Source organism: Bacillus silvicola (genome assembly GCF_050524305.1).
GTDB lineage: Bacteria > Bacillota > Bacilli > Bacillales > Bacillaceae_G > Bacillus_A > Bacillus_A cereus_AT.
The window spans coordinates 299,940-315,354 of the sequence record NZ_JBNGVC010000013.1; the positions used below are offsets into that span (position 1 = coordinate 299,940).

Here is a 15,415-nt window from a genome sequence, read left to right on the forward strand (position 1 = left end):
CAAACATTTCATTTGAAAAATGTTATCAAACCCCCTACAATCACCTTATACTCACTCTTACAAGTTGCTATTTTAGGAGGACTAATCATGACAACTAGCAATACGTACAAATTTTATTTAAACGGAGAATGGAGAGAAAGCTCTTCAGGTCAAACAATCGAAATTCCATCTCCATACTTACACGAAGTAATTGGTCAAGTACAAGCAATTACTCGCGGAGAAGTAGATGAAGCAATTGCGTCTGCAAAAGAAGCTCAAAAATCATGGGCTGAAGCTTCTCTACAAGATCGCGCAAAATATTTATATAAATGGGCTGATGAGCTCGTAAATATGCAAGATGAAATTGCCGATATCATTATGAAAGAAGTCGGTAAAGGATATAAAGATGCGAAGAAAGAAGTTGTTCGTACAGCTGACTTCATTCGTTATACTATCGAAGAAGCTTTACATATACACGGAGAAAGCATGATGGGTGATAGCTTCCCTGGTGGAACGAAATCTAAACTTGCGATCATCCAACGCGCACCACTTGGTGTTGTATTAGCAATCGCACCATTTAACTACCCAGTAAACTTATCTGCTGCAAAACTTGCACCAGCATTAATTATGGGTAACGCTGTTATTTTCAAACCAGCAACTCAAGGTGCAATTAGCGGTATTAAAATGGTTGAAGCACTTCATAAAGCTGGCCTTCCAAAAGGTCTTGTAAATGTAGCTACAGGACGCGGTTCTGTAATTGGTGACTACTTAGTAGAACACGAAGGTATCAATATGGTATCGTTCACAGGTGGTACAAACACAGGTAAACATTTAGCGAAAAAAGCTGCAATGATTCCACTTGTACTAGAACTTGGTGGTAAAGACCCTGGTATCGTTCGTGAAGATGCTGACTTACAAGATGCTGCAAACCATATCGTAAGCGGTGCATTCTCTTACTCTGGTCAACGTTGTACAGCTATTAAACGTGTACTTGTACACGAAAACGTAGCGGACGAGCTTGTTGACTTAGTAAAAGCGCAAGTAGCTGAACTATCAGTTGGATCTCCAGAACAAGACAGCACAATCGTTCCATTAATCGACGATAAATCTGCTGACTTCGTTCAAGGTTTAGTTGACGACGCTGTTAAAAAAGGTGCTACAATCGTTATCGGTAACAAACGTGAGCGTAACCTAATTTACCCAACATTAATCGACCACGTAACAGAAGAAATGAAAGTTGCTTGGGAAGAGCCATTTGGCCCAATCCTTCCAATCATCCGTGTTTCTTCAGATGAGCAAGCAATTGAAATTGCTAACAAATCAGAGTTCGGCTTGCAAGCAAGTGTCTTCACAAAAGACATTAACAAAGCATTTGCAATTGCTAACAAAATCGAAACTGGTTCTGTTCAAATTAACGGACGCACAGAGCGCGGACCTGACCACTTCCCATTCATCGGTGTAAAAGGTTCAGGCATGGGCGCACAAGGTATTCGTAAGAGCCTTGAGTCTATGACACGTGAAAAAGTAACTGTATTAAACTTAGTTTAATCTTATATTCAGCAGCTGATCTAATATTTAGGTCAGCTGCTTTTTAAATTTCTGATACACCTGCGTATTATGAAGCGGCTTAAACCCTACAGATTTGTATAACCTCTCAGCACTTTCATTTCCTTCTATATAACAGAGTCTAATATCTTCGTACCCAACTTCTAACAACTTGTTCATCCCAAATTGCAAGGCGTTACGTCCATATCCATTTCCTTGCTGACTTTGTGCAACCATTAAATTCTCTATTGTCCCTTCCCCTACTGTAACTGATGCAACCAACTGTTCATTTTTAAAAACCACATACACATTACTTTCATTGTTCAATTTGTATTTTTTTATACTATCTTCTGGAGCAAGATAAGGCTTCATATCATTCCTTTCATGCAATTCGTAATAACATTCCTGTACCATTGTTACAAACTGGTTAAAAAATTTATCTTCATACTTAATAAATTTGAGATCGGTTTCAGGAAAACTCCCTCCCTTATATATCAATTCAAGCGATCCCCACCATCTTTCAAATCCCATTTTCTTAGCAAAACAAATACAATTTTCTGATTCAACTTTCATATAGGTACACACAAAATTCGGTTTCATTTCAGAAATACATTCCTCTATTTCCTCATATAAGGCAGAACCAATACCTTTCAAACGAGAACCAGGTTCCACATATACACTTATTTGACCAATAGACTCTCCATTACTATTTGTATAAAAGGATGAATACGCGAATCCTTCAATCCCATTTTGGTTATATAAAAGAAAATGCGTGGAATTCGATACAATATCATCTAAAGAACCTATCTCTTCTTCTGTCCCCAGACTTTTTATTAAATTTAACATACCGATTCTATCCTTTTTGCTACTATAAGCACGTATCATTTAAATAATCCCCATTCCCATTAAAAGTAAATTCCCTATTGGAATTTATTCAATGAATCCGTCTCAAACCCTCCAATCCCTCAATAACGAACTCTTCTCTATAATCTGATTATTACCATATCCATTGACGTATAAAAATACATTTGTTACTCTTAAATACGTTAATTTAATATTTAAATCCTCATTCGTATCTCGGTGAGGTAGAGGTTGCAGTCATTAAGAGTATCATTTCAGGAGATGTAGTGGCATTGATGAAGGAATGAGAAAGGAATGATTGCCGAAGTAAGTCGTGTCCACCATGCACGCTTGCTGGGTCTGCATTTAATAAGTGCAGAACTGTCACAAACGTTTCGTTTGTGGAGAGCTATCGAGAGGTATGTCGTGGGTTTCTTATAAGATAGAAAGCATGTAGCGGCAAATTACGTGCTTTTTTTGTTTTGTTTGGACCTTCTCTTCCTTATCAGGAAGACATACATATCTCCTCGCTTGACTTGGTTATACTAACTTTGGAGGTATTTTCTATGCAACAAAAAAAATGGGGCTTTTGGGTACTAACAGCTTTCGTTGTCGGTAACATGGTTGGCGCTGGTATTTTCATGGTGCCAAGTACGTTAGCACAAACAGCTAGCCCTCTCGGTGTCACTTTAGCTTGGTTAACAACAGGGTTTGGTGTTTTAATGCTAGCTCTTGTTTTCGGTAATTTAGCAATTCGTCGTCCTGATTTAACGACAGGACCACAAAGTCATGCATATGCTTTATTCTCAACACCAAAAAGAAAGAAAATGGCTGGTTTCAGCATGGTATGGGGATATTGGGTTGCAAACTGGGCAAGTAACGTTGCCATCATTACATCTTTCGCGGGATATTTATCACTCTTCTTCCCGATTATGAAAGATACGCGACTATTGTTTTCAATCGGCTCGTTCGATATAGAAGTTGGAAAGCTCATTACATTTACTATTTGTTCCGTCTTACTTTGGGGAACTCATTTAATATTAACAAACGGTGTAAGCGGAGCTGGGAAACTAAACTTCTTAGCAACAACAACGAAAGTAACTGGATTCCTTCTATTCATTGTCGTTACGTTATTTGCGTTCGAAGCTTCAAAGTTTGGACAATGGTACACACCGATGATCGATAAAGAAGGCGTATCACACGGTCTCCTTTCACAAGTGAATTTAGCGGCTCTTACAACGCTTTGGGCATTTATTGGGATTGAATCCGCCGTTCTTTTATCAAACCGAGCTACTTCTCCCAAAACGGTAAAACGTGCGACTGTTGCCGGTTTATTAATAACAGTTGCAATTTATTTAGGAATTACAATTTTAACAATGGGTGTACTTCACGTTGATAAATTACAAGCTTCTGAACGTCCATTAGCAGATGCATTAAACGCTGCAATGGGTCACGGTGGTGGGAAACTTATGGCATTACTTGCTCTTACTTCCCTATTCGGTTCAATATTAGGCTGGATTTTATTAAGCTCAGAAGTACCTTATCAAGCAGCAAAAGAAGGTTTCTTCCCTTCCTTCTTCACAAAAACAAATAAAAAAGGAAGCCCAATTTACTCATTACGACTAACAAACATTATGTCGCAAGTGTTCTTATTCTCAACACTATCAGGAACAATTGCGGAAGCTTATACATTCGTTATTACCGTATCAACACTGGCCTACCTCATTCCATATCTCGTTTCACCAATCTTCCAGTTAAAACTAGTCGCAACTGGTGAAACATATAAAAATGAAATGCGGGCAAGAATTACAGATGGTATAGTCGCAGTGATCGCACTTTGCTACGCACTATGGGTTATTAAAACCGGCGCATCCGATATAAAAACATTCCTTCTCGGAATTGGTTTGTTCGTAATCGGATTTGCTTTCTATCCATTAATGAATCGTGATCAGAAAAAAAATAACGAAAAGAAAAACGAGCAAGTTGCATAACGCAATTTGCTCGTTTTTTCTTTTATAAAACATATATAATAGAACAAAGAGGTGAAAAACATGTCAATCGAATCACTATGGAGCAGTCGCTTCCAACAACATATGCAAAATATCATTACATACTTTGCACGTATGATTAACGGTTTACTATATAGCTTTATCTTTATTTCATGCGTTGGCGCATACTACTATGCTCAGTTTCTAAAAACATCTCCTTCTAAAGGAATATCTTTACTACTCATCACCATTGTACTGACATTCATTATAACAAGATGCCCGATCCGTACATTTATTCAAAAACCTGATGCTGTCTATTTGCTTGCATTAGAAGAGAAATTAACATCTTATTTTAAAAAATCTCTTCTATATAATTACATCATTCAGCTTTTTCCATTATTATTTACGTTCCTGATTCTCGTTCCACTTGCCCTGCAATCATTACAAGTAACGGTATCTTTCTTATGTACAATCTTTATCGTTTTAATGATTACGAAAGCTTGGAATATGTACATACATTGGATGTGGCGTGATAGTTATGAAAGAAACATATGGTTCATTATTCGTATTACTTGTAACGCCCTAATCATTTACATGCTGTTTTACTCAGCAAATGTTCTCATATTGGGCGGATTACTCTTACTACTTGCTTTCCTGCTTCTATATACGAAAAAACAGCCTACAAAACGAATACCGTGGGATTACATAATCGAGCAAGAAGAAAAAATGGACGTTCGTTTTTATCAATTTGCTAGCATTTTCACCGATGTTCCGCAACTGAATAAGCAAGTAAATAAAAGAAAATGGCTTACAAATTGGATTGAACCTTTATTACATAAAAAACGAGCAACTTTCTTCTATTTACATACACTAGCGTTTTTACGTGGGAATGATTATTTCGGTATATATATTCGCTTAGAGCCTGTTTATAGTCTTATCTTTTTATTAAAATAGCGAGAAATCCTAGGACAACCATTTGTTTACTTGTTTCTAGTTTTCTCTCTACATTTTTGAACAATCGTCTGTATTTTTCTAACCAAGCAAATGAGCGCTCTACGATCCATCTTTTAGGGATCACTTGAAATTGATGCAATTCGGACCGCTTGGCAACTTGTACTTCAGCATTCAATAGCTTTTGAATTTCTTTTTGAAACTTTTCTCCTGTGTACCCACCATCCGTGAGGATGGCTTCTATGGTTTCTTTCAATTCAGGATATTGCTCGTACATTTCGAGTGCGCCTTTTCGATCTGTGACATTGGCAGTGGTAACATGGATTGCATGGGGAAATCCAAGAATATCTACACTGATATGTCGTTTAATACCAGAAACTTTCTTATCACCATCATAACCTTTTTGTTCAGCCGTATCTGCATTCTTAACACTTTGGGCATCGACAATATTAAAGCTAGAGCTTTTGGGGCGATTCACTGCTTCCCTTATTTGCCCAACAATTTTTTTAATAAGGTCTCTAATAGACTACTACCTTCGGCATTGGATTTACTCCATTTTGCATAGTAGCGGTAAACATTTTGCCATTTGGGATAATCTTTTGGTAAAGCACGCCACTGGCAGCCTGTACTCAGAACATAGAGTAGTGCATTGAACACATCATAAAGGTCATACTTTCGCGGACTTGTGCGTTTGCTAAACGTTTCTAGTTCCTCACGAATGATCTCGAATTTTTCACGGCTGATATCACTTGGATAAGACATACACTCATCTCCTGTTTTTGCATACATCCTAACATATTTATAAGACTATAAACAGGCTCTTAGGATTGATTGGTGCCTTCGCCTTATATTTTATACCAAACATATACGTAAAAGGCGCCATCGCATATATCGTCCTATATATGATTTCTATGCAGCTACGTTCCCTGTGGAAATATTTTTCGGGAAATATTATTGTAGCATTATATCCAATTGATACTGAAAAACGAATGAATCAATTTCTTCGCTTAATCTTTATATTACTAAGCATTCAACTCATTGTATTTTCAAGTGTTATACTCATTGCTACCGTACAATTTTTACATAGCCTTATCATTCTGATTATCGGGTTACTCTGGATCAAATTTATTATTGTACCAAAAACGAAGAAACGGATTTCTTCATTTTAACGAGAAAAGAGGCTGCACATCACAGCCTCTTTTTTTGTCCTAAAATTTCTATTCACTCTTCATAGGCAGTTCTCATATAGTGAAAATGACTATATAATTCCTATCCATACGTTAAATATTGATTTCGCACATATAAAGTGAAGGCATTTACGGGCAATTATCTCCCACCTAATTTCCTCGCATTCGCCGAAATTTGTGGTGGGAGTCTTACTGCCCGCAAATAGCGGGATAAATAAAAAAGATGGGAGCCATATTATGAATAACAATCCACCTTCAACGCCCCAAAACAACTCAGAAGAAAATAGCCGCGACATTAAATTGCAAACATTACGTGTCATCGGACTCATCGTCCTTATTAGTGGTTATATCCTCGTCGCTCTCTCAGAAGTAGGTGAACTAAAAAATCTTTTAACAAGCCCGAATGCCAATCCTGACTTAGCTGAAGTTGATCCGTTTTAGAGGCCATATGAAAAGTGAGTCCCAGTATAGCTGGTTCGCTTTTCATATAGTTTTTATCCGCTATGAGGAATATCTTCTTCTTCGTCGTACTTCTCTTGACTTATTGCCTTCATAAATAGCTAAATGCAGACATGACTAAAAATTGTGTAACGCTTAAAACATACATATTTTTCCGAATTTCCGACTTTCTTCACTTCTTTCACTCGTCTAATAATTTCATAGAACTTATAGGATAGCGCTCTCCTATCACTACATCCCTTGGGATGACTTTCTCTATAAAATCTTTGATATCCTTAGTCAATTCAATATCTATTGCGGCCATATTCTCTTCTAAATATTGAGCTTTCTTCGTTCCAGGTATTGGAATAATATCTTCTCCATTAGCTAATAACCATGCTAAAGCAAGTTGCGAAGTACTAACATTTAATTGGTGGGCTAAATCTTCTAATTTATTTACCAGCGAACGATTATGATTAAAATTCTCATCTTGGAAACGCGGTGTATTCCTTCTATAATCATTTTCTACTAGAGTATTAATAGATTTAATTTTCCCAGATAAAAATCCACGTCCTAAAGGACTATAAGGGACTATCGCAATATTTAGCTCACGGCAAAGTGGTAAAATTCCTTCTTCTATATCCCTACTCCATAGTGAGTATTCTGTTTGTAGCGCTGCTATAGGATGCACTTTTTGCGCACGCATAATTGTTTGAGCGGAAGCCTCTGAAAGCCCAATATGCCGAACTTTCCCCTCATCTACTAATCGCTTCATAGCACCAACAGTCTCTTCGATGGGAACACTAGGATCTACTCGATGCAAATAATAAAGATCAATATAGTCTGTTCCCAAACGTTTCAAGCTGGATTCACAAGCTTTTTTTACATATTCAGGACTTCCGTTTATCCCCAGTACTGCCCCAGATTCATTTCTGACAAAACCGAATTTAGTAGCGATATGAATATTCTGCCTCGACTCTTTCAAAACGCGCCCTATTAATTCTTCATTTTTTCCTAACCCATATTGATCTGCTGAATCAAAAAAATTCACGCCAAGATTTAAAGCATGATTAAGAGTTTCAATTGATTTCTCTTCATTTTGATAACCATAGTATTCTGACATTCCCATACAACCTAGCCCCAGAGCTGAAACACGTAAAGATCCAATTGTTCTATATTTCATACGTCATCCTCCTCCATATATCATATACAGTAAAAGTATACCGATTAGAGTACCCTCTAAGGCAATAAGGAAATAATTTATAGTTATAAACCATGTAATAAGAAATTATTATGCAAAAAAAAAGACCTTCTTATATTAGGTCTCATACAAGAGGATCTTTTTTAAATTTATTTTTCACCCTCCATTTTTTTATAGTAGTCAACTTTTTCATTAATCTTTGTGAAATCAATCTCAAGCTCTTTAATTTGCTGAAGCACTTTTTTTTGATGAGCCTCTAATAGCTCTCTTCGTTCACTTATTGTAGATTCACCTTGTCTTCTTAGTTCTACAAACTTTTTCATATCATCGATAGACATCTTAGTTTTACGTAACTTCACCAGAAAATCAATACATGAAATATCAGTTTCTGTGTAACACCGATATCCATTTTCATCTCTATTCACAGTGCATAAAAGACCAATCTTTTCATAATAACGAAGTGTATAAGAACTAAGACCAGTAATTGAAGAGATGCTTTGAATCGATAGTTTTTTTTCATATTTTTCCATATGGAAATTATATCATGATTCCACTTTTATAAAAATAATAAATCCGTATTAACTACTATTGAATGGACTATTTCCACTGTTTTTATAGTTAGTTAAAACCTTTCTACCTCTATAGGCTTATAGAAATCCTTTGTCTCCAAAGATTCATAAATTCCTTCATAAGTTATCTTGTTCCTATTTCGATTGGTTCAGTCAAATTTTTAAACAAATAGTAAAACTTTCTTTAAAATTATATTAATATATTAGGAATTTCACTTCCATTCTGAACGTAGCCAAATGCTACTTTCAAATCATGCGCTCCTATTTAGACGCTGCAATTACGCAGATAGTATTTTCAAAATACTATTTGCATTAGAGTGAACTATAAGTGTTACTATTCCATTGTAATTCATTTATATATTAGGAGGAATTCATGATGAACAAAGGAATTTTCATTTTAGCTCTAGCTACATTTGTAGCTGGGACAGTGGAGTTAGTCATTGCAGGTATATTAGATATGATTGCTCAAGATCTACATGTTTCAGTAGGGGCGGTTGGTCAGTTAATTTCTATTTTTTCTTTAGTTTTCGCTTTTGGCTCTCCCATTTTAATTGCATTGACCGCCAAAATAGAACGACGGAAACTATTAATTATTTCCATGTCTATTTTCTTTTTAGGTAATGTTTTATCCATATTAAGCACCAACTTTGCAATGTTATTAGTAGCAAGAATAATTCTTGCCGCAAGCTGTTCAATTGTTGTTGTTTTATCTATTACACTGGCAGCAAGTACTGTTTCACCTAATTTAAGAGGTCGTGCTATAGGTCTTATTTTCATGGGTCTAAGTGCTTCTTTGGTTTTTGGAGTACCTCTAGGAACTTTAATAGGAGAGAATTTTGGATGGAGAATGACATTTGTATTAGTTGCACTCCTTAGTATTATAGCTACTTTAGGTATTATCAAATTTTTACCGACAGTGCAACCTCAGCCGCCTGTCCCTTTACTTGAGCAATTAGCAACACTAAAAAGCCCCAAAATTATAATGATACAGCTTATATCAGTTTTGGAGTTAACAGGTCATTTTACAGTCTATACATATTTCACTCCGTTTTTACAAGCCACAATGGGATTGTCTGTAAATATGATTAGTCTAGTATTACTCATATTTGGTATAGCTAGTATAACAGGTGGTTGGATCGGAGGATGGACATCTGATAAATTTGGAGGAGCGAAAACAATTCCAATAGCTCTTGTTTTATTAGCAATCTCTATATTTTTACTTCCACTTGCTACAAATTCATTAATTAGTTTATTTATTGATGTATTGTTCTGGGGGGCGTTAGTATGGATGCTTAGTCCGTCTGTACAAAGTTATCTCGTACAAGCTGCTCCTGATTCCTCTGATATTCAATTAGGATTAAACACCTCATTCCTACATCTGGGAGTTGCCTTAGGTTCTGGACTAGGGGGAATACTAGTAAATCATTATCCTGTTACTACCAATACATGGATTGGTGGTATTATGGTTGTTTTAGCCCTTATTTCTGCTATTTATTCTGTAACAAAAATTCAAAAAAACACTGCAAATCAGCTAGCTGTAAATAAGAATTAAATAGCAAAAACACATGAACGAAAATTACATATGAAATGTTTGTAGGTAGTATATTAATCCCTTTTAGTAAAATATCTGCTTAAATAGTTAAAAACATCTTATTCAAAATATTTTTTGAGTAAGATGTTTTTACTCTGTATCGCTTTCTCAGAAGTAGGTGAACTGAACAATTTATTAACAAACCCTAATGCCGACCTAGATTTAGCTGAAGTTGATCGATTTTTAAAATTATATAAAAAGCGAGTCCCAGTATAACTGGCTCGCTTTTTATATAGTTTCATCCAATCTGAGAAACCTCCCTTTCATCCTCATACTTTTCTTTCCCTATCGCCTTCATAAATAATAAAATACTGCTCATACCAACGATAAAGTACAGAGCACTCATGCCCCAAGATGCAATAAACGAACCTAACATAACTCCTAATGCACCGTTCATTTTCGCCAATTGAAAGACCATTCCATTGATTGCCATATATGAACCTCTTGCCTCATTTGGTACCATGTCCGCCATTATAGATTGACGAACCGGCACATACATCATCTCGCCTACCGTTTGGAAAAGCCCTGCAATTAATAAAATCCATAAGCTATTGCTCGTTCCGAGTATTGTAAATCCAATTGTATAAATGAATAAACCTACATATAAAATTTTCAAATCGTTGAAGCGTTTCAGCATTTTAATAAGAAGAGCTGAACATAACACAACTAAAATTGTATTCTCTGCTGAAATCCAGCTCAGCATGCGAATACCTGTTAAATCAAACGTAACACCATTACCGAAGAAAAAGTGTACCGTTTCAAATTCCTTCTGCAAACGTACTCCTAAATAATTATTAATTTGAAACTCTAAAGATAATGTACATATACTTGCTGCACAAAAAATTAAAAACGCTCTATCTTTCATCACAACTTTATAACTTTCTGCCATATCTTTTAATATATTTTTCTTTTCTGCTGTTTTTCGTGCTACATACACTTCTTCTATATATACAGCCATCACATATAAAGTAATAACCGCAACCACTGTTAATACGATAAACAGTTGTAATCTATAGTTTTCAAATAGTAATCCACCAAATATCGCTCCAATTGCAATGGATAAGTTAATCGCCCAGTAGTTTATGCTGTACATCACTTTTCGATTTTCAGGTGTACTCACATCAATTAACATCGCCTCTGTCGCAGGATTCATAAGTCCAGACCCTAAACTATTCACTAACATAAAGATAAATGTTAACCACGGTGAATCTACATAATCTGAATTCGCAACTCCCATACAAGCAATGGAAATGACTTGTATACTTTGACCGATAATCATTACCTTTTTACGTCCAAGTCGGTCCCCAACATATCCACCGTATAAACCAATTACTAATGAAGCTATGACATTAATAAGTAGTAACGCACCAGCAATTGCACTACCTAACTTTATTGAAAAATAAATCGCCATAAATGGAAAAATCATCGTGGACACAGTACGTGTTAAAAACGAAGTTATAATTCTAATTTTTATATTTCGATGCATACTCCAAAATCCCATTGTTTCCCCCCCCCTTATGCTTATTCATTTTACTTTGAAAAAGAGGAAGAAAAAGGTTAGAATATTCTAAAGAGTTTCCCCTTTTATCATAGAAGGAAGTGTATACATATGAAAATTATGGACTATTACATTAGACTAAGACTACACGCACAAGATCAACAACATATCCAAAATAGCTTACAAGAATTAGCAGATGTTTTATATTGCAGTACGAAAAACGTGAAGATTTTATTAAAGAAAATGAATGAGGAGCAATTAATTAAGTGGACACCAGGGCGAGGTCGCGGAAATAAAACGGAAATTATATTTGTACATAGTTTCGTAGAAGCGCTTGAATCCTATACAGATGAACTGTTAGCGCAAGAAAAATTAAAGGATGTTTTTCTTCTTTTAAAAGAACCCCTGCCTCCTGCACTTCACAAGAACATTGAAGGTAAACTTCATCAGCATTTTGGTTATGAGCCTTCAAATGATATGTATGACATATTAAAGATTCCTATATCAAGAAAGATATTCCCATTAGATCCCGCTTTTGTAGCTGTAACTACAGAGAGCCATCTTACGAGTCAAATTTTTGATACATTAGTCGTTTATAACAATGTTAAGGGAAAAATGGAACCACATATTGCGCATACGTGGGAATTAAGTGAAGACGGGCTTACGTGGACGTTCTATTTACGAAAAGATATACATTTTCATAACGAAACTATTTTAACTTCTAAAGATGTACAATTTTCATTTGAAAGACTAAAGCAAGTTCAATCCCCTTTCGAATGGTTAACAGAAGAAATTGTTCAAATTGAAACACCATCACCACTGCAAATTCGATTCCATTTAGCAAAACCAAATTTATTTTTCTTACATTATGTAAGTTCCATGCAACTAGCAATTTTGCCGCGTGATGCGAGTATTCAAAATCATCATTATATAGGTACTGGACCTTTCAAACTTGCTCATTACTCTGAAGACAATATCGTACTCGAAGCGTTCACCCATTATTTTAAAGAGCGCGCGTTATTAGACCGTATTGAATTTTGGGGTATTCCTGATCATGTGCAAATAGATGCTGATTATGAACTACCAAATGAAGAAGAAGATGAAAGGCATGATATACAAATAGAAGAAATAGGTTGTATTTATGCTAGCTTCAACTTTACAAAACCTGGTCCTCATCACGACATTTACTTTCGTAAAGCTTGGCGAGAAATATATGACGTTGAAACGATACTTCGTAACATAGAAGGCAGACGAACAATTGCTGCATCAAGCTTCTTCCCTGAGAGAAGCCGACAAGTTCCTAAAAGATCCTATTCCTTAGAAAAAGCGAAAGAGTATTTAAAACAGAGTACATATAATGGAGAAACCGTTCATATTTATTTCTTCGCATTTAAAGATAGTGCAAATGATGCAAACTTCCTAAAAGAACGTTGCAAAAGTTTAGGTATACAAGTAGAACTTCACCCATTTCTCGTTTCAGATTATATGGATCGTTCTATTAATAAATATGCCGATATTATTTTAATGGGAGAAGTATTTGCTGCCGATCATGAAATTGCATTCTTAAATGTATTTAAAAATAAAAGTTGCTTCATAAATCGGTTCATGGACCCTCACTATGAAAAACAAATTAATTGTTTGCTAGATACTTTTTTATTAGAAGAAAATAAAGAGAAGCGCTATAAGCTGGTGTATGAGATCGAAGAATTTTTACAAGCAGAACACATCATTTTATTTAACTATCACGTTTTAAAAAGAAAAACATACCCTTCTTCTTTAAAAAATGTAACAATTGATTCATTCGGTTGGGCAAATTTTGCGAAGTTATGGATACAGCCGTCCACGTATTAAAGTTTGAGTTTTTATAAAAGGAGACGAACAATGAAACGCACCCTAGAAAAAAGACTTTCCTATCTATACACAGGTGAGTTATTTTCAGTCATTACTTTTATTTTCACAAGTTACTTACTTAATTATGCTTATCCTACGTTACATTTATATTCCCTATATTCTTTTTGGGTCTCACTTCTTCTTTTAGAATTTATCTTATTACAAGGAACAATGTACTGGTACGTAAAGTGGAAACGACTAAAAAAAGAGAAAACATCTGTTACGCCTATTAGGATGATTCAATATTTAAAAGTACTAAAAAGAATAAATATCGGATTGATTATCGCAGGACTTATTATGTTTACTATTGATTTTGCAATTTGGTCTCCGCAATTACCTTTAGCTGGGCTATCATTCGCACTATTTGTTTATGTTTTTGCATTATTTGAGTATATTAACTATTATCATATTCAGCTTTCATATGATAACATCTCTGATATTAAATATTTGATAAAATCAAAAAAACTAAAACAGTCCTGTATAAGTAAAGATTTTCAACGTATTTCATGAAAGAGAAGGTACTACATCCTTAGTAGTACCTTCTCCACATACAGATACAAACTATTATTTAATTACTCCATCTAAGTGATCTTTCAAGTTCAATAAATATTGCTCAATATCCGGATTCTTCACCACATCATAACAAGCAAAACTCTTTAACGGACTCATACCAAGAAACTTCTGCACGCGATGTAAATGACTAAGTGCTGATTCTAAACTTTCTCCTTCAAAGAACTTCGTCTTATCTCCGAATGCTTTTTCAGGTGCGTTCCAAGTTGTAGAAAACATATACTGCTTCTCTTTTAGTAAACCACCTGTTCCGTATTCATCTGCACCTTTAAAGAACAAACCGTATTCATATACTTCATCCATATACGTTTTAAATAAGCCCGGTACACTAAACCAATAAATCGGTGTTTGATAAATCACAACATCGGCCCATAAAAACTTATCTTGTTCTTCTTTAATATTGTAGCCATCTTGAATCGTTGTTGTTTTCACATGATGATTCTCACTTAATACCGTTACCATATAATCAACTAACGTTCTATTTAATCGTCCTTCTTTCGTACCGTATTTTTCATGTCCATTTATAATAAATATATTTTTCATCACTTTTCTCTCCCCTATATAATTTACTCTTCAGCTATTAACCCAAGTTGTTGTTTCAGCGTAAGATTATCTTCTAAATGCCAATCTTCCGTTATCTTGCCGTCTTTCACATGTAAAATATCAATTGCAAAAAAATTGATTTTCTTATCATTATGAGTTCCTGTAAAAGAAAGACGAGCTGTGACTTTATCACCAGCAACTAATAAATCTTCAATCTCACAATGTATATCGGGAACGACTTTACGAAAATTTTGCGCCGCAAATTTTAATCCTTCAGTGCCTTGTGGTCGCCCTTTCGGCAGTGTGTTATCGAAAAAATTTTCAGTAACAGTCTGCGGAATAAGTTCCTCTTTACCTGTATCCCAAAATGCATAAAAACGCTGCGCTGCATGCACAATTTCTGTCGCTTCCTTTTTATTTAGTGAAGGATCAATTGTCATTGCTTTTGGCTTCGGCATTTCTTTTAATAACTGGATTTCAGTTTTTTGTTCCACGCTACATGCTACAAGCACAATACAAATGACAAAAAAACTAAAGAACCCAAACAACTTTTTTATACTCATGGAAATCACCACCTCCTCATACAAACCCTTTGTATTTCGTATTGCTATTGTATATGCATTAA

General features: G+C 35.2%; 13 protein-coding genes, 2 pseudogenes and 1 riboswitch. Of the genes and pseudogenes, 8 read left to right on the top strand and 7 right to left on the bottom strand.

Annotated features, from left to right (window positions below):
• The first annotated feature begins 87 nt into the window (after window positions 1–87).
• Window positions 88–1,527 carry an NADP-dependent glyceraldehyde-3-phosphate dehydrogenase gene (gene gapN / locus ACP6L7_RS23675; protein WP_098362014.1) on the top strand — a complete coding sequence of 480 codons (1,440 nt, stop codon included), beginning with the start codon at window positions 88–90 and terminating at the stop codon, window positions 1,525–1,527.
• A gap of 27 nt (window positions 1,528–1,554) precedes the next feature.
• On the opposite strand, the gene ACP6L7_RS23680 is transcribed toward gapN, so the two are convergent.
• Window positions 1,555–2,409 carry a GNAT family N-acetyltransferase gene (locus ACP6L7_RS23680; RefSeq protein ID WP_097831247.1) on the bottom strand — a complete coding sequence of 285 codons (855 nt, stop codon included), beginning with the start codon at window positions 2,407–2,409 and terminating at the stop codon, window positions 1,555–1,557.
• 193 nt (window positions 2,410–2,602) lie between these two features.
• Window positions 2,603–2,784: riboswitch (Lysine riboswitch) on the top strand.
• Window positions 2,785–2,930: 146 nt separating this feature from the next.
• Between ACP6L7_RS23680 and ACP6L7_RS23685 the strand changes: the two genes are divergently transcribed.
• Together ACP6L7_RS23685 and ACP6L7_RS23690 are read left to right on the top strand one after the other, a co-directional pair.
• Window positions 2,931–4,355 carry an amino acid permease gene (locus tag ACP6L7_RS23685; RefSeq protein WP_097831248.1) on the top strand — a complete coding sequence of 475 codons (1,425 nt, stop codon included), beginning with the start codon at window positions 2,931–2,933 and terminating at the stop codon, window positions 4,353–4,355.
• Between the two features lie 60 nt (window positions 4,356–4,415).
• Window positions 4,416–5,270, top strand: a pseudogene (locus ACP6L7_RS23690) (ABC transporter permease); the annotation flags it as partial.
• 16 nt (window positions 5,271–5,286) lie between these two features.
• Here the strand turns inward: ACP6L7_RS23690 and ACP6L7_RS23695 are convergent.
• Window positions 5,287–6,065 (bottom strand): IS5 family transposase gene (locus ACP6L7_RS23695; protein ID WP_430529148.1). Its coding sequence is split into 2 segments (ribosomal slippage): window positions 5,287–5,804 and window positions 5,804–6,065, totalling 780 coding nucleotides; the frame shifts between segments, so codons are not numbered across the junction.
• A gap of 59 nt (window positions 6,066–6,124) precedes the next feature.
• Between ACP6L7_RS23695 and ACP6L7_RS23700 the strand changes: the two are divergent.
• Together ACP6L7_RS23700 and ACP6L7_RS23705 are read left to right on the top strand one after the other, a co-directional pair.
• A pseudogene (locus ACP6L7_RS23700) lies at window positions 6,125–6,472 on the top strand (ABC transporter permease); the annotation flags it as partial.
• 255 nt (window positions 6,473–6,727) lie between these two features.
• Complete coding sequence (locus ACP6L7_RS23705) at window positions 6,728–6,931, top strand: hypothetical protein (RefSeq protein ID WP_097831250.1); 204 nt, start codon at window positions 6,728–6,730, stop codon at window positions 6,929–6,931.
• A gap of 199 nt (window positions 6,932–7,130) precedes the next feature.
• Here ACP6L7_RS23705 and ACP6L7_RS23710 read toward each other — a convergent pair whose 3' ends face one another.
• The gene (locus ACP6L7_RS23710) at window positions 7,131–8,111 is read right to left on the bottom strand and encodes an aldo/keto reductase (RefSeq protein WP_097831251.1); all 981 of its coding nucleotides are present in this window, start codon (window positions 8,109–8,111) and stop codon (window positions 7,131–7,133) included.
• Window positions 8,112–8,278: 167 nt separating this feature from the next.
• Window positions 8,279–8,659, bottom strand: coding sequence for a MerR family transcriptional regulator (locus tag ACP6L7_RS23715; protein WP_097831252.1), 381 nt, complete (start codon window positions 8,657–8,659; stop codon window positions 8,279–8,281).
• A gap of 415 nt (window positions 8,660–9,074) precedes the next feature.
• Between ACP6L7_RS23715 and ACP6L7_RS23720 the strand changes: the two genes are divergently transcribed.
• Window positions 9,075–10,250 carry an MFS transporter gene (locus ACP6L7_RS23720; RefSeq protein WP_097831253.1) on the top strand — a complete coding sequence of 392 codons (1,176 nt, stop codon included), beginning with the start codon at window positions 9,075–9,077 and terminating at the stop codon, window positions 10,248–10,250.
• 277 nt (window positions 10,251–10,527) lie between these two features.
• Here ACP6L7_RS23720 and ACP6L7_RS23725 read toward each other — a convergent pair whose 3' ends face one another.
• Entirely contained in the window at window positions 10,528–11,790 is a 1,263-nt protein-coding gene (locus ACP6L7_RS23725; RefSeq protein ID WP_097831255.1) for an MDR family MFS transporter, read from the bottom strand.
• Window positions 11,791–11,898: 108 nt separating this feature from the next.
• Here ACP6L7_RS23725 and ACP6L7_RS23730 point away from each other — a divergent pair, with 108 nt between their 5' ends.
• Both ACP6L7_RS23730 and ACP6L7_RS23735 read left to right on the top strand, forming a co-directional pair.
• Window positions 11,899–13,638, top strand: a complete 1,740-nt coding sequence (locus ACP6L7_RS23730) for an SgrR family transcriptional regulator (RefSeq protein ID WP_097831256.1) — start codon at window positions 11,899–11,901, stop codon at window positions 13,636–13,638.
• Between the two features lie 30 nt (window positions 13,639–13,668).
• On the top strand, window positions 13,669–14,187 hold the full coding sequence (locus ACP6L7_RS23735; protein ID WP_097831257.1) for a general stress protein: 519 nt from the start codon (window positions 13,669–13,671) through the stop codon (window positions 14,185–14,187).
• Between the two features lie 54 nt (window positions 14,188–14,241).
• Here ACP6L7_RS23735 and ACP6L7_RS23740 read toward each other — a convergent pair whose 3' ends face one another.
• Both ACP6L7_RS23740 and ACP6L7_RS23745 read right to left on the bottom strand, forming a co-directional pair.
• Complete coding sequence (locus tag ACP6L7_RS23740; RefSeq protein ID WP_097831337.1) at window positions 14,242–14,790, bottom strand: NAD(P)H-dependent oxidoreductase; 549 nt, start codon at window positions 14,788–14,790, stop codon at window positions 14,242–14,244.
• A gap of 23 nt (window positions 14,791–14,813) precedes the next feature.
• Window positions 14,814–15,353: an ester cyclase gene (locus tag ACP6L7_RS23745; RefSeq protein ID WP_097831258.1), complete on the bottom strand. Its 540-nt coding sequence runs from the start codon at window positions 15,351–15,353 to the stop codon at window positions 14,814–14,816.
• Window positions 15,354–15,415 lie beyond the last annotated feature (62 nt).

Excerpts from the sequence above, each read along its gene's own strand:
- ACP6L7_RS23710 (WP_097831251.1), bottom strand. The coding sequence starts at position 8,111 with ATGAAATATAGAACAATTGGATCTTTACGTGTTTCAGCTCTGGGGCTA.
- ACP6L7_RS23720 (WP_097831253.1), top strand. The coding sequence starts at position 9,075 with ATGAACAAAGGAATTTTCATTTTAGCTCTAGCTACATTTGTAGCTGGG.
- ACP6L7_RS23740 (WP_097831337.1), bottom strand. The coding sequence starts at position 14,790 with ATGAAAAATATATTTATTATAAATGGACATGAAAAATACGGTACGAAA.
- ACP6L7_RS23715 (WP_097831252.1), bottom strand. The coding sequence starts at position 8,659 with ATGGAAAAATATGAAAAAAAACTATCGATTCAAAGCATCTCTTCAATT.
- ACP6L7_RS23745 (WP_097831258.1), bottom strand. The coding sequence starts at position 15,353 with ATGAGTATAAAAAAGTTGTTTGGGTTCTTTAGTTTTTTTGTCATTTGT.
- ACP6L7_RS23725 (WP_097831255.1), bottom strand. The coding sequence starts at position 11,790 with ATGGGATTTTGGAGTATGCATCGAAATATAAAAATTAGAATTATAACT.
- ACP6L7_RS23735 (WP_097831257.1), top strand. The coding sequence starts at position 13,669 with ATGAAACGCACCCTAGAAAAAAGACTTTCCTATCTATACACAGGTGAG.
- ACP6L7_RS23680 (WP_097831247.1), bottom strand. The coding sequence starts at position 2,409 with ATGATACGTGCTTATAGTAGCAAAAAGGATAGAATCGGTATGTTAAAT.
- ACP6L7_RS23705 (WP_097831250.1), top strand. The coding sequence starts at position 6,728 with ATGAATAACAATCCACCTTCAACGCCCCAAAACAACTCAGAAGAAAAT.
- gapN (WP_098362014.1), top strand. The coding sequence starts at position 88 with ATGACAACTAGCAATACGTACAAATTTTATTTAAACGGAGAATGGAGA.
- ACP6L7_RS23730 (WP_097831256.1), top strand. The coding sequence starts at position 11,899 with ATGAAAATTATGGACTATTACATTAGACTAAGACTACACGCACAAGAT.
- ACP6L7_RS23685 (WP_097831248.1), top strand. The coding sequence starts at position 2,931 with ATGCAACAAAAAAAATGGGGCTTTTGGGTACTAACAGCTTTCGTTGTC.